Here is a 13,940-nt window from a genome sequence, read left to right as displayed (position 1 = left end):
TTTATGCATATTTTTAAAGAAAGAAAAGTAGCAAGGCTTAATCTCTATGGTCAAAGAGGGAGAGAAATATACATTTTTGTAAGCGTATACATAAGGCGAATATATCCGTAAAGGGGGTGATGTTTCATGTAAATGGGACGGGAGCAGATACCGTAAGGGCTTCTTGGCAAAAGGAAGTACGTTTAAGCACACGCTTCGTTCAGTCAGAAGGCAGTCCGATATGATCTTATGTAGGAAAAGGAGTTGGGTTCATGTTAAGCAAAAGGAAAGGCAGGACACAGCGATGGCGCAGACATAGAGTTGTACTCCTACTCACCTTAGGATTGTTAATGATATTCACGATCACATTCCCGAATACGGTGAAAGCAACAACCAGCGTGTATACGATGACGGCCTTTACGAACACAAGCGAGTCCAACATGTATATCTATGAGTCATATAACGCGAAACACTACGGTTTGCTGAAAGGTCCAGCGTATACCCCACCCGCGGCGGACTTGATTCGCGATCCCAGCATCATGAAACACACAGATGGTTTGTACTATGTGGTCTACACCACCAACTGGTCAGGCAATACGATTGGCATCGCGTCCAGCCCGGACAAGATGAATTGGACGTTTGTCCGCAATATTACGTTGTCTGCTTCAACCCCGATTGCTCATACCTGGGCACCGGAATGGTTCAAAGACACGAATGGCAGTGTGAACATCATTGTCTCTCTCTCACCTGGAAACTATGAGAACTTCAAGCCGCATGTCATCACCGCATCCGGAAGCAATCTGGCATCCACAACGTGGTCTGCACCTGCGGTGCTATCAGGACTTGCTCCCAACTATATTGACACTTTTGTAGTAAAGACAGGCTCGACCTATCACGCGTTCACGAAGAACGAAACGACTAAATACATTGAATATGCCACATCCAACTCGCTGAAAGGGCCATATACATTTAAAGGCACAGGGAATTGGGCCGGCTGGGGTTCCTGGGTAGAAGGGCCGGCATTGATCCAACTGGATAACGGTTCCTGGCGAATCTATTTTGATGGGTATGCAGATCACAAATATTATTACAGCGATTCGGCGGACAACTTTCAGAGCTGGAGTGCCAAACAAGAGATCACGGGCCTGTCCGGAATGGTTCGCCATATGACCGTGCTGAAAGAGTCCGGTCAGCCGGGTGATATTCGCAAGCTGGAATCGTTTAACGTACCGGGCAGTTTCATTCGCCATTATAACTATCAAGCTCGGATTGATGCCAGCGTGAGTCCAGCAGAGGATGCTCAGTTTCGCATCGTTCCTGGTCTGGCGAATGCGACGGGCATCTCGTTTGAAGCGATGAATTATCCTGGTTATTTCCTGCGCAATAATAATGGCAATGTCGTACTGGTTAAAAATGACGGCAGTGTTGCGTTCCGCAATGATGCGACGTTCAAACGGGTCAACGGACTGGCGAATGCAAGCTGGACTTCGTATACCTTATTTAACAATCCGAATCTGTATCTGAGACATTACGATCAATTGTTACGATTGCAACCCGTGGTTACGGCTCTGGATAAATCCGACGCTACTTTCCGCGAGATCACTCCATAGCTCTTGGCAAGTGTCAAAACTCAGCAGACAAATTCGATTTAAATCGCATTTGATTGTACCCGAACGTTTTGATCCAAATAGCTTATCTAAAATGTCTAAGGAGTGAAGTAAATGAAGTGGTTGAAACGAATGAGTGCGGTGCTATTAAGTGGAACACTGCTGGTTGGAAGCTTGGGTTCAGGGTCCGAAGTATCGGCTGCTGGAGCTTATACGGCTGTGGCTGATCCATCGAAACAATATCAGACGGTGGAAGGTTGGGGAACATCGCTGGCTTGGTGGGGCAAGGTCGTTGGTGAATATTCAAATCGGGATGAATATGTGGAGAAAATGTTTAATCCTGCGACAGGAATTGGCATGAACATTCTGAGATATAACATCGGAGGCGGGGATGCCCCTTCATCCAATGTCCTTGAATACCGCAAAGCGGTTCCTGGTTTTCAACCTTCTCCAGGTGTGTACGATTGGACTGCCGACGCAAATCAGCGTTACATGCTGCAAGCTGCCAAGGCACAGGGAGTCAACATCATTGAAGCTTTTGCTAACTCGGCACCTTACTGGATGACGATCAGTGGCGGTGTCTCGGGTGCGCCGAATGGCGGTAATAACCTCAAGCCGGATTATTATGATGATTTTGCTGATTATTTGACGGAGGTTGTGAAGCATTTCCGGGATCATTGGGGCATTACATTCGATACGGTAACCCCACTGAATGAACCGATCTCGAACTGGTGGAAGCAAGGGAATGATCAGGAGGGCATGCACTTCGGCCTTGCTGAGCAGAATACGATTCTAAGTCAGGTTCAGGCTTCTTTGATTGCCAAAGGACTTACCACCAAGCTGAGTGCACCGGAAGAAAACAATCTGGATGATACCAACACCTCCTATAAAAGCTACAGCAATGCCGTCCAGTCAGCGATCAGCCAGATTAACACACATACGTATAATGGCAACAACCGAACGGCTATGCGTAATACGGCAGCATCTGCAGGCAAACATCTATGGACATCCGAATACGGAGATGGGGATGCAAGTGGTCTTACCATGTCACGTATCATTCTGAAGGATATGCGTAACATGGGTGCTACGGCTTGGGTGTACTGGCAGGCCGTAGATAGTGCGGAAGGCTGGGGATTTTTCAAAAACGTGCTGAACAACACAAAAACGACCAGTTATACGGTTAATCAGAAATACTATGTTATGGGGAATTACAGCAAATTTATCCGTCCGGGTTATAAAATCATCGGCATGAGTGATGCGAATACGCTTGCTGCGTATGATGCGGCATCCGGCAAAGTGGTACTGGTTACGACAAACTCGGAATCCACCGATACTTCGGTAACCTATGATTTGAGTCGCTTCTCAAGCGTAGGCTCGTCCGTACAAGTGTACCGCACTTCGGCAACGGAGAAATTACAACAGTTTACGAACATACCAGTTCAAAACAAAAAGTTTACAACGACGGCTAAAGCGAATTCGGTAACCACTTATGTGATCTCTGGCGCAGCCTACAGTGGTAGCACAGGATATGAAGCAGGGGCTATTTACAAGCTTGTTAACCGTAACAGCGGCCTTGTACTGGATGTGAATGGTGCTTCATCCGCTGGCGGAGCGACGATTATTCAGTGGAGTGATAACGGAGCAGCCAATCAGCAATGGAAGCTGGAGCCGGCAGGCAACGGATATTACAACATTCGGAACGTTGGCAGCGGATTGTTGCTTGATGTCAATTCCGGTTCCACACAGGGCGGAGCATCGCTGATTCAGTGGCAGGCGAACGGAGGTTATAACCAGCAGTGGCTGCCGATTGATGTAGGCGGATATGTCGTTTTGGCGAATCGTAACAGCGGCCTGACCGTTGATATCAACCAAGGATCGATGAGTGCAGGGGCTTCTACGATTCAATGGGAGGATAACGGTGGAGCCAATCAACAATGGAGTCTGGTAAAGGTGAACTAGAGTATGATCTCTTCGGTAGCAGCATGATGAACGAGGAACAGCTTGCTTATAGCAGGCTGTTTTTCATTCACCATATTGTGTAGCCATCTCTTTTAACTTGGAGCGAATTTGATCACGGACCTGAGGGGGATGCGTCACATGGGCATCTATCCCCAAGCCAAGAAAGAAACTGACCACCCAAGGGGTGTAGCTTGTACCCATATGAGCATGAATTGTTCCTGAGCCGTCCTCGTTGATTTTCACAAATTGTGATAACCACACATCCGATTGACATCTTCGCACGCCTTCTGGCGACAGGGAGACTTTAAGCTCCAATGGTGCTTCCAGATCCTCGCGTATGATCCAATCTTGAATATTCGCTTCGTTCAGGTCGACTTTTTGGCTTTGATCCACTTCACATTGCAGTCCGCTAATTCGATCAACACGAAATACACGATAATCTGCTGCGCGAAAACAGTAGGCCTGACAATACCATAAACCATTCATTGTATACAAACCAAGAGGTTGAATTAGTCGATTCCGTGTTTCGTTCGCTTGATACTGGATTTGTACGATTTTCTGTTCCAATGCCGCCTCCAATAGTTCCTTCAAGTAGGGAACATCGAGTTCATGCGGTGGTACCCAGAAAGTGAGTCTTTGTTGCATGCGTTCAATTTTATGTTTGAGGTCACTGGATAAATAATGGAAAAACTTGCGTAACGCACTTTGTACTTCATTGTTAAAAGGTAGAGATTTATAGTTCTGTAACGATTGAGCGGCAAAAAACAAAGCCATAGCTTCATGCTCGGAAAAACTGATTGGCGGGAGCACCTTTTCACGTAAAACACGATAACCGCCATGAGGACCAACTTCGGAATAAAGGGGGATGCCCAGTTCGCTTAATTCCGCCAAATCTCGAATCATGGTTCGACGTGATACTCCGCATTCATCAGCCAGTTCTTGTACGGTAAACGTTCTGCGTTCATTCACTAACATGATTAACTGAACAAGCCTTTGTGCTTTGTGCATGTATTTGCTCCCTAAAATAAATTTATAATCATGCCATTACTTGTCACTATTATCTATTATGCTTAATTTCGAAGTCAAGACGAGTTGCCTTCGATTCGTGATATAGAATCTTTGGGAGGAATAATAATGAATGAAGTAACGGTTATTGGTTTAGGAGCGATGGGGGGAGCTATTGCTCAAACATTACTGGAAAAGGGATATCAGGTGACCGTATGGAATCGCACAGCTACAAAGGCAGATTCCATCGTTGAAAAAGGAGCAGTACTCACATCTACGGTAGCTGAAGCGATTCGCGCTAGTCAAATATCCATTATCTGTGTGTCTGATTACAAGACTTCATATGAAGTACTTGATGTAGAAGGCGTGCATGCGGCCTTGTCGGGGCGAGTGCTCATTCAACTTACTACAGGAAGCCCTGAACAGGCTCAAAAGCAGGAAATCTGGGCGAACACCCATGGTGCTTCATATATAGATGGAGCAATAGCGGCTGCCCCTCCCCAGATCGGAGGAGCTCATGCGACCATTTTTACTTCCGGATCGACGGAGGCTTTTGATATAGTAAAGCCGGTTCTCGGTGCATTAGCAGGTCATGTTCCTTATTACGGAGAACAGGTTAGTGCGGCTGCTTCAATCGACCTGGCATTCCTGTCTTACCTGTTTGGGTCATATCTTGGATTCTTCCACGCATCGCGGATTCTGGAGTCCGATGGTTTGCGTATTGATGATTTTGGTTCTATGATTGCCGGAGTCTCGCCTATGGTTGGCTCCATTCTTCAATACGAAGGTGAGGTCATTCAACATTCCAAATACGAAAATCCACAAAGTTCTCTTCAAATGTCCATGGTAACCGTGGGGCTGCTCATGGAACAGGCGCGTGAGAAGAACATGAATAACGAGTTTCCGTTATTCTTGCAAAACATGTTTCGGAAAGCGATAGATGCTGGTTATGGCGAACAAGACATAGCATCACTTGTGAAAACGATACGATAACAACTCAAGTTATAAATCACTCGCGGCCATTCCCGATTAGTTAGGGGATGGTCTTTTTCACTCCTCTTAACTCATGGTGATCATTCTATTATATGACTTGGTTACGTCTAGTTGACGTAGTAAAATAATACAGGGACTATAACATACATAAATGGTAGAGATTCCGCATGAAAGGAGAATACGTATGAATACATTATTTACATTTGACACGTTTCCGCAATTGGATACCGAGAGATTTGTGCTACGTGTAGCAACAGAGAATGACAGTAGGGATCTGCTGGAACTGTACTCAGATGAAACCGTCGTCGAATATATGCCTCTTGATCCCTTTGAATCCGAACAGGATGCACTGGATGAGATGAGCTGGTATAAGAAGATTTTCAAGGAACAAACGGGTCTACGCTGGATGATTGAAGATAAGCAGTCTCATCGAGTTATTGGAACGTGCGGATATCTGGGGTATGAAGAGCAACATCATCGCGCAGAGATCGGTTATGATCTGCTCTCATCGTGCTGGGGCAAAGGTGTAATGACTGAGGTTGCTCGTGCTGTCCTGGAATTTGGATTCAACCAGATGCAGCTGAACAAAATTGAAGCGAAGGTGGACCCGGGGAATGAGGCATCCATTCGTCTACTGCATAAGCTGGGATTCCAGCAGGAAGGTCTGTTGCGGCAGCATGAGTTTGAGAAGGGCAGATACGTTGATCTCGCTGTTTTCTCGAAGCTGCAGAGTGACAACTAGCTTCTGTCTTCCATTTCCGTGTTCATCCCCATATTCATTTACAGATTCAACTCCCCATCCCATTCGTCATGCCCAACATGTGATGTCTTGTTCCGTGAATTAGGCTCATGTTATATTGGAGAGATGTGAGGAGATGAGAATATGAAGCTGGTGTCCTGGAATGTGAATGGACTTCGAGCCTGTGTGAATAAAGGATTTATGGATTATTATCAACAAAGCGAGGCCGATATTTTCTGTCTTCAGGAAACCAAATTACAGGCTGGACAGATCGAGATGGATTTGGGCGAAGACGTCTATCAGTACTGGAACTATGCGATCAAAAAAGGATACTCCGGTACGGCTGTATTCAGCCGCATCAAGCCATTGTCTGTGTTCTATGGTATGGAAGAGGACAGCGAGCCGGAAGGCCGAATGATTACGCTGGAGTACGATGCCTTTTATCTGATTAATGTCTACACACCTAATGCCAAACGTGATTTGACCCGGCTGCCTTACCGTTTGGAGTGGGAAGAGCGCTTCCGGTCCTATGTCCTGCAACTGGAGCAGACGAAACCCGTAATCATCTGTGGGGATCTGAACGTGGCTCACCAAGAGATTGACTTGAAGAATCCGAAACCGAATATGGGTAACTCCGGATTTACGGATGAGGAGCGCGCCAAGATGACCGACCTGCTTGCATCAGGATATGTGGACAGTTTCCGTCATTTGCATCCAGATCAAACCGATGTGTACAGCTGGTGGTCGTATATGCCAAAGGTCAGAGAGCGGAACGTAGGATGGCGCATTGATTATTTTATTGTATCCGATCAGCTTGCACCAAGTATAGCCGAAGCTTATATCGACTGTCATGTTATGGGCAGTGATCATTGCCCGGTAGGCGTTATGCTGAAGCTGTGAGAACACACACTTAGCAAGTAAGTAAGCAGAACCTGACAACCGGTTGTATCCCGAAAAAGGGGATGCAGGCGGTTTTTTTTACATCATGTTGCGTCTAAGAGGTAGGGGAAAGGAACTGGACTTTGGTTGGGGAAAGGACTGGACTCCGGATTGTTTCAATCCCGCCATTTCTTGGGTACGATTGAAGCATACATATATTATAAGTTGATGATTTATGGATACAGAAGGAGGAAGGATGTATGAAAAAGTTCAAAGTCATCACCCGATTCCTATCCATACTTGCAATAAGCTGTCTGTTATCCCTGACGGTGTTATCGTTGTCAGTCATCTGGATTGACATACCGTAGCCGCTGTGCCTGTTATTCAGCAGACACGGGAGTTCGACTAAACGAAGGAGGGATGTGCAAGTTGCATACAGAAGCGTACTTCTGATGTACGAGTATGTTTTCGAAGAATCACAACATCAAACAACCAGAAGGAGTGATTTTGATGGCGAAGAAGAAAAAAGTTTTACTGGCCTGCGCAGCGCTGGCTATGATGGTGGCATTAAGTGCGTGCAGCAGTACTGCTGACGAACCCAAAGGTGAATCTGAGAAGGTAAATAGTGAGGCAACATCTGGAACCGCTGAGCCAGCTGTCACGGAAAACACAAGCGAAGCAGCGACAGGTACAGATACAGAAGCTGCATCCACGCCGGCAACTTCGGAATCATCCGCAAGTAAAAGTGAAAGTAGTGCGGTGGAAGGCATGCCGGAATACTTGCCTAAAGATTTCCCGTTACCGGACGATGCAAAAATTACGACAGCGACATCCGGAGAGAATGAAGGGAAGAAGTCGGCAATGATGATTTTTACTACGGAACAGGATATGAAGACGGTATCGAAGCTGTACAAGGATTATTTTACAGAGAAGAAACTGACAGACTCCGGACAGCTGATTGATGAAAAAAATATTGTTATTCAAGGGACTGACCCGGATACGAAGCAGGAATGGTCTATGATCGGTGGAGCACTGGCAAGTCAGGAAGGTGTCGTTGAACTCACGTTAACCTGGTCTGAGTCGTAAAATCAAAATAGAATCTTTATTCATGAAATTGTTTATTTAGCCATACCTTGTGGTGGTACAGCGTTAAAGCTGTCCCTCTGCAAGGTATTTTTGATTTACATCTGGAAACCTGACAAGTTACATGTTATGTTATATCCTTAGATAGACTTATAGACAAAAGATTCAGACAGGGAGAGGATTAACATGATTAAAGTTGGTATCGTAGGTTACGGTAACTTGGGTAAAGGTGTCGAAAAAGCAATAAGCCAGAATGATGATCTAGAGCTGGTTGCTGTATTTACGCGTCGTAATCCGGAGCAAATGGTGGCTGAGGGTACAGAAGTTCGCTTTGAGCATATCTCTGCGGCTGAGCAGTACATAGGCAAAATCGATGTCATGATCTTGTGCGGGGGTTCTGCGACGGATTTGCCGGAACAGACACCTGTGATCGCCAAGCTGTTTAACACGGTAGATAGCTTTGACACCCACGCAAAGATTCCGGAGTTCTTTGAAGCTGTGAATGCGGCGGCTGAGCAAGGCGGACATGTAAGCGTGATCTCAACAGGCTGGGACCCAGGCTTGTTCTCGATGAATCGTCTGCTGGCACAATCTATTCTCCCGGAAGGGAAAGAGTATACATTTTGGGGCAAAGGGGTTAGTCAGGGTCACTCCGATGCCATTCGTCGTGTACCTGGCGTAAAAGCGGGTGTGCAATATACGGTTCCTGTAGAAGAAGTGATTAACAGCATTCGTTCAGGTGAAACACCAGAATTGTCCACACGTGAGAAGCATCTGCGTCAGTGTTACGTGGTGGCGGAAGAAGGTGCGAACCAGGATGAGATTCGTGAAACGATTGTGAATATGCCGAACTATTTCTCGGATTACGATACGACAGTTACCTTCATTAGTGAAGAAGAACTGAAAGCCGAGCATGCAGGTATGCCACATGGTGGCTTCGTTATTCGCAGTGGAATTACAGGTAACGGACAAAAACAAATTATCGAATTTGGTCTGAAGCTCGACAGCAATCCCGAGTTCACCGCAAGTGTACTTGTGGCATATGCACGTGCGGCACAGCGTTTGAGCAAGGAAGGACACAAAGGCGCGAAGACGGTATTTGATATCCCGCTGGGTCACCTTTCTCCAAAATCCGCTGCGGATCTCCGTCGTGATCTGCTGTAATCTTAGTTAGTTCGGTAAATAGTCTTAGAACAATAGCTAGTCCTTCGGTGGAAGGGCTAGCTATTGTTCATTGTGCCCTTTTTTTAGCGCCAATGGGAGGGTTTACTCAAATGGTCAGGCAACAAGGTATCCGCACTTCCCATAGCAGCGTTCAGCTGAGACTGTGTCAGGAAAATTCCGCCGCGTAGATCGGCTCCCCCAAGGTCTGTATCCCGCAAATCTGCACCAATCCAATCGGCGTTTCGTACATCGGCGTTGCGCAGGTTCGCTGCAATCATAAGCGCGCCCCGGAAGCTTGCACCTCGGAGGTCTGCTCCTTGCAGATTAGCCCCCAGAAAATCCATGCCATTGCGTTTATTGCTTTTGGGCTTTCCTTTTGCTTTCGTTGTTGCTGGAGAACTGCTACGTACGATCTCACTAGCCTGAATGAGCAGGGTATTCACGTTTGCGCGATGGCTTGTGATATCCAGTTGCAGCATTGCAGCTGGTTCCAGATCACTCAGACGCGCTACGTCAGGATAGGCTTTCTCCAGTGAGGCATGTAGCGAAGACGTATCGGGCCGCATCATAACCTCTCTCATATAACTGATCAGCTCATGAATTTGACGCAGTACAGGCAGGCAATCATACATTTCACGGGCCGTTTCGGGATGGGTATGCCAGCTTCTGTCCGCATACGTCACTTGTGACAGCTTCTGACCTGCACCAAAACAGTCATACACGGTGCAACCTTTGAAGCCCTTCTGTCGAAGCTGGGTGTGAATACCACATCGGTAGTCCTCCCGCAGATTGGGGCAAGGTGTACCGCTGGACTTGTCAAAAGCAAAGTCGGAGGATTTGCCATAAGGCAAGGCCACACAACATAATCCGTAACACTGCTCGCAGTTTGCTTGCAGATGAGGATGTTCATTTTGGTATAGAGGTTGGTTAAACAAAATACACACTTCCTTATCCTAGTAAGAACAAATTGATCACATCGATACCGATAAAACCATATCATTTTTTCACTTTACCATTATGAGGAAAGCACTTCAATGAAATAGATGCCATCTATTACGACCGGTTCAAAAGACATGCAAAGAAGTGCTTTATGTTAAAATATGAAATGAACTTTATAAAGCAAGAGCAAGTAGGGGGAGACCACGAATGGAGGTAGCAGAAGATGGATGAATTCAAGATACGTCAGGCTACCCAGGAAGATCGGGAGCAACTAGCCAATTTACGAGCCTTGGTGCTGTATGATGATTTGACACGCTTGGGGCGCTATGATGAGATTCGGGTGAGAGAGCGTTTCCGAAATACGTTCCAGCCGGAACATACACAAGTGTTGGAACTGGAAGGTAGATTAATTGGATGTGTGTCATTAAAACCGGGAAATGGAGAGTTATTGCTGGAGCACTTCTACATTGATCCGGATTATCAGAGCAGGAAACTGGGCACAAAGGTGCTTAACATGTTGTTTGAACAGGAATCAGTCAAGGGCAGACGTGTGACGTTAAACGTGTTGCAAGGAAGTCCGGCTAGGCGTTTATACGAACGGTTTGGCTTTACGGTGGATGATGAAGATGAAGTAGATGTGTTCATGTCTAGAGATTATCAAGGGATCGGGACCTCCAATAGTTGAGTATATTGCACGATAAAAAAAGAAGCCTCTTCTCTCCAAGGCCGCTAGACGGTCATGGCATGAGAAGATAAGGCTTCTTTTGGTATGAATCATTGAAGAATGCGGCAAAAAAGGAATTATACGACGCCTTGAGCGATCATGGAATCCGCTACTTTGAGGAAACCGGCAATGTTTGCTCCAGCAAGCAAGTTGCCTTCGCAGCCGTATTCTTCAGCCGCTTCTACACAGCTCTTATAAATGTTTTTCATAATGTCATGCAGTTTGGCATCAACTTCTTCAAATGTCCAGGACAACCGCATGCTGTTCTGTGACATTTCAAGAGCGGACACGGCTACACCGCCGGCGTTCGCAGCTTTTGCAGGGCCAAACAGCACGTTAGCACCAAGGAATACATCAATAGCAGCCAGCGTGGACGGCATATTTGCGCCTTCACCAATTGCCTTAACGCCACCTTGAACCAGAAGGGTCGCAGCTTGCTCGTCGATCTCATTCTGTGTTGCACACGGAAGAGCGATATCACACGGGATAGACCAGATCCCCTCAAAACCTTCGGTATACGTCGCATGTGGGTGTTCTTTGACGTATTCGCTGATCCGCAGACGCTCAACTTCTTTCAGGCGTTTTACCGTATCCAGGTTAATGCCTTGTGGATCATGTATGTAACCGCCGGAGTCGCTACATGCCACAACGCGAGCACCAAGCTCCTGCGCTTTCTCGATGGCATAGATGGATACATTGCCGGAACCGGAAACAACAACGGTGCTGTCCTTGAAGCTAAGCCCTTTGGAAGCAAGCATTTCATTAACGAAGTATACGCAGCCATAACCCGTTGCTTCTTTGCGTGCAAGACTTCCGCCGTATAACAAGCCTTTGCCTGTTAGTACACCTGCTTCATGCCCGCCGCGAATCCGTTTGTACTGACCAAACATGTAACCGATCTCCCGCGCGCCTACACCAATATCACCCGCAGGTACATCTGCGTCCGGACCGATGTATTTGTACAGTTCTGTCATGAAACTTTGCGTGAAACGCATCACTTCCTGATCCGATTTTCCTTTTGGATCAAAGTCAGAACCGCCTTTACCGCCACCGATTGGCAGGCCAGTCAGTGCATTCTTGAAAATTTGTTCAAAGCCCAGAAACTTGATAATGCCCGAGTAGACGGATGGGTGGAAACGCAGTCCACCTTTGTATGGGCCAATCGCACTGTTGAATTGTACACGGAAACCGCGATTGACTTGAACTTTGCCTTGATCATCGACCCAAGGCACACGGAAAGTAATGACCCGTTCCGGCTCAACAAGTTGCTCTAGCAGACTGTGGTTTCTGTATTTGGGATGTGCTTCGATAACAGGGATCAGTGAATCCAGGATTTCTTTGACAGCCTGATGGAATTCATTCTCGTTCGGGTTTCTCGCGATAACGGATTCATAGACGGAATGAACATATGCTGCGGCAGTAGTAACTTGGGATGACGTTGAACTTTCTTTAGTAATCGTGGACACTTTTTCAATGCACTCCTTTATCGTGTTAAAGTCTGTAGATACCTATTTGTACAATTTGCATAAAAGTTTGTAGTTAAATATACAGGAAAGGAAATGAAAATACGAGACAAAAATCCATAAAATGTTTTTTATGAGGTTATTAAAATGTTCTATAGATCTATCATCATATGTAAAGAAAATCGTGAAATGTTGGATAATATACCCAAAGTATAGAATTAAAACCCAAGTTAGCGGAATAGATTGGATTAATAATTTCATTTTGGTAAGATGGTAAGAGGGGCTCGTAATTCGGGCCCTTTTATTATAAGAAGGAGGACAACAAGATGATGATGGGTAACAACAAGCGAATCAACGTGGAGAACAAGGCGTGCATAGGAGGTGAGATCTACTATGAACCGTAGGACTCCACTTGACAATTGCAGAGAAATGCTGGTGAGTCAGCTGTTGATTTTGGGCGAAGAGAAAAGAACTTTTCTTGACGCTTATTTTGACGTGCGCAATCCTGAGCGTGTACAGCTCGACAAACAATTGACAGCCTATACAGACCGAGTAGAGCAATTACTTGCTGGACCGGATGAGCTGTTAAGTTCCGTTGTGCTGATTGGTAGTCAGATTGAACTTGAATATGCTGATTTTCATACGTCGGATAAGTTAACGATTGTTATGCCAGAGGAAGCAGACCCGGACGAAGGGCTGATTTCATTCCTTTCTCCTGTGGGACGTCAACTGCTGCTTGGGGAAAAAGGAGAACTGCGAGCCATCTCTACGCCTTCGGGTTCCATGAGGATTCGTATAGCGGACATTCAATGGGCTTTTGAACAAAGCTCAGAGCTGGTGCAGGCTGATGAGGCGAAACAAAATCCGCTGGAAGGCTTGACTCAGGGAGGTACGAATCATGCACTTTAAAGAAACGGATCTCCCAGGCATTGGACGTAAATATTGGTTGCATACTCGCAGCGGGGAGCATCTTGTCATCGTGGTTCATAATGATGAGCGGCGTGATTTGTTCCATATGGAATCTGGAGATCAAGCGGAAGATCTCGGAGATATGGTCTCTCTTGTGACCCTTGACGATGATGAGGCAAGAGCCGTAGCAGCTATAGTCGGTGGCATGACGTATAAACCTCAGTTCCAGAACGAACGGGAAGTTATGCTGGAAGGGTTGCTGATTGAGTGGTTGCGCATCGAACCCCATGCGGCTTGCATCGGTAAGACGATTGGAGAGATGAACATCCGTCAGGTTACCGGTGTGGCGATCCTGGCGACGGTTGACAAAGAGAAACAGAAACAATTCAACCCTGGGCCAGAGTATGTGTTCACGAGTGGGGCGACAATTGTTGTTGCCGGTGAACGTGACCAGCTTAAGCAGCTCAAACAATGGTTGACCGATGGGCGGATGTAGC

The 13,940-nt window shown here is 46.4% G+C and carries 13 protein-coding genes; 10 read left to right on the top strand and 3 right to left on the bottom strand.

What is annotated here, in order from left to right; genetic code table 11:
• Positions 1–251: 251 nt before the first annotated feature.
• Together FS818_RS13735 and FS818_RS13730 are read left to right on the top strand one after the other, a co-directional pair.
• Positions 252–1,589 (top strand): glycoside hydrolase family 43 protein, encoded by a 1,338-nt coding sequence (locus FS818_RS13735; RefSeq protein WP_145332521.1) that lies wholly within the window; start codon positions 252–254, stop codon positions 1,587–1,589.
• Between the two features lie 111 nt (positions 1,590–1,700).
• On the top strand, positions 1,701–3,545 hold the full coding sequence (locus FS818_RS13730) for a glycoside hydrolase (protein ID WP_145332519.1): 1,845 nt from the start codon (positions 1,701–1,703) through the stop codon (positions 3,543–3,545).
• A 63-nt stretch (positions 3,546–3,608) separates the two neighbouring features.
• On the opposite strand, the gene FS818_RS13725 is transcribed toward FS818_RS13730, so the two are convergent.
• Positions 3,609–4,553, bottom strand: a complete 945-nt coding sequence (locus FS818_RS13725) for a helix-turn-helix transcriptional regulator (RefSeq protein ID WP_145332517.1) — start codon at positions 4,551–4,553, stop codon at positions 3,609–3,611.
• A 126-nt stretch (positions 4,554–4,679) separates the two neighbouring features.
• On the opposite strand from FS818_RS13725, the gene FS818_RS13720 reads away from it, so the two are divergent.
• From FS818_RS13720 to FS818_RS13700, 5 genes are all read left to right on the top strand, one after another.
• The gene (locus tag FS818_RS13720; RefSeq protein ID WP_145332516.1) at positions 4,680–5,543 is read left to right on the top strand and encodes an NAD(P)-dependent oxidoreductase; all 864 of its coding nucleotides are present in this window, start codon (positions 4,680–4,682) and stop codon (positions 5,541–5,543) included.
• A gap of 184 nt (positions 5,544–5,727) precedes the next feature.
• On the top strand, positions 5,728–6,285 hold the full coding sequence (locus FS818_RS13715; protein WP_145332514.1) for a GNAT family N-acetyltransferase: 558 nt from the start codon (positions 5,728–5,730) through the stop codon (positions 6,283–6,285).
• A gap of 141 nt (positions 6,286–6,426) precedes the next feature.
• Positions 6,427–7,182, top strand: a complete 756-nt coding sequence (locus tag FS818_RS13710; protein ID WP_145332511.1) for an exodeoxyribonuclease III — start codon at positions 6,427–6,429, stop codon at positions 7,180–7,182.
• A gap of 489 nt (positions 7,183–7,671) precedes the next feature.
• A complete protein-coding gene (locus tag FS818_RS13705; RefSeq protein WP_145332509.1) occupies positions 7,672–8,247 on the top strand; it encodes a hypothetical protein in 576 nt (191 codons plus the stop codon).
• Positions 8,248–8,430: 183 nt separating this feature from the next.
• Complete coding sequence (locus FS818_RS13700; protein ID WP_397351746.1) at positions 8,431–9,408, top strand: diaminopimelate dehydrogenase; 978 nt, start codon at positions 8,431–8,433, stop codon at positions 9,406–9,408.
• An 83-nt stretch (positions 9,409–9,491) separates the two neighbouring features.
• Here FS818_RS13700 and FS818_RS13695 read toward each other — a convergent pair whose 3' ends face one another.
• Complete coding sequence (locus tag FS818_RS13695; RefSeq protein WP_145332505.1) at positions 9,492–10,343, bottom strand: pentapeptide repeat-containing protein; 852 nt, start codon at positions 10,341–10,343, stop codon at positions 9,492–9,494.
• Between the two features lie 227 nt (positions 10,344–10,570).
• On the opposite strand from FS818_RS13695, the gene FS818_RS13690 reads away from it, so the two are divergent.
• Positions 10,571–11,032 (top strand): GNAT family N-acetyltransferase, encoded by a 462-nt coding sequence (locus FS818_RS13690; protein WP_145332503.1) that lies wholly within the window; start codon positions 10,571–10,573, stop codon positions 11,030–11,032.
• Positions 11,033–11,148: 116 nt separating this feature from the next.
• Here FS818_RS13690 and gdhA read toward each other — a convergent pair whose 3' ends face one another.
• Positions 11,149–12,537, bottom strand: a complete 1,389-nt coding sequence (gdhA, locus tag FS818_RS13685; RefSeq protein WP_397351745.1) for an NADP-specific glutamate dehydrogenase — start codon at positions 12,535–12,537, stop codon at positions 11,149–11,151.
• Between the two features lie 390 nt (positions 12,538–12,927).
• On the opposite strand from gdhA, the gene FS818_RS13680 reads away from it, so the two are divergent.
• Positions 12,928–13,443 carry a GreA/GreB family elongation factor gene (locus FS818_RS13680; protein ID WP_145332501.1) on the top strand — a complete coding sequence of 172 codons (516 nt, stop codon included), beginning with the start codon at positions 12,928–12,930 and terminating at the stop codon, positions 13,441–13,443.
• Positions 13,433–13,939 (top strand): cation:proton antiporter regulatory subunit, encoded by a 507-nt coding sequence (locus FS818_RS13675; protein ID WP_186331711.1) that lies wholly within the window; start codon positions 13,433–13,435, stop codon positions 13,937–13,939. The genes FS818_RS13680 and FS818_RS13675 overlap by 11 nt, the downstream gene beginning before the upstream one ends.
• Position 13,940: the final 1 nt, after the last annotated feature.

The organism is Paenibacillus xylanexedens, assembly GCF_007680605.1.
GTDB lineage: Bacteria > Bacillota > Bacilli > Paenibacillales > Paenibacillaceae > Paenibacillus > Paenibacillus xylanexedens_B.
The sequence above is the reverse complement of the archived record's forward strand: the minus strand, read 5'-3'. Positions and strand labels throughout refer to the sequence as shown.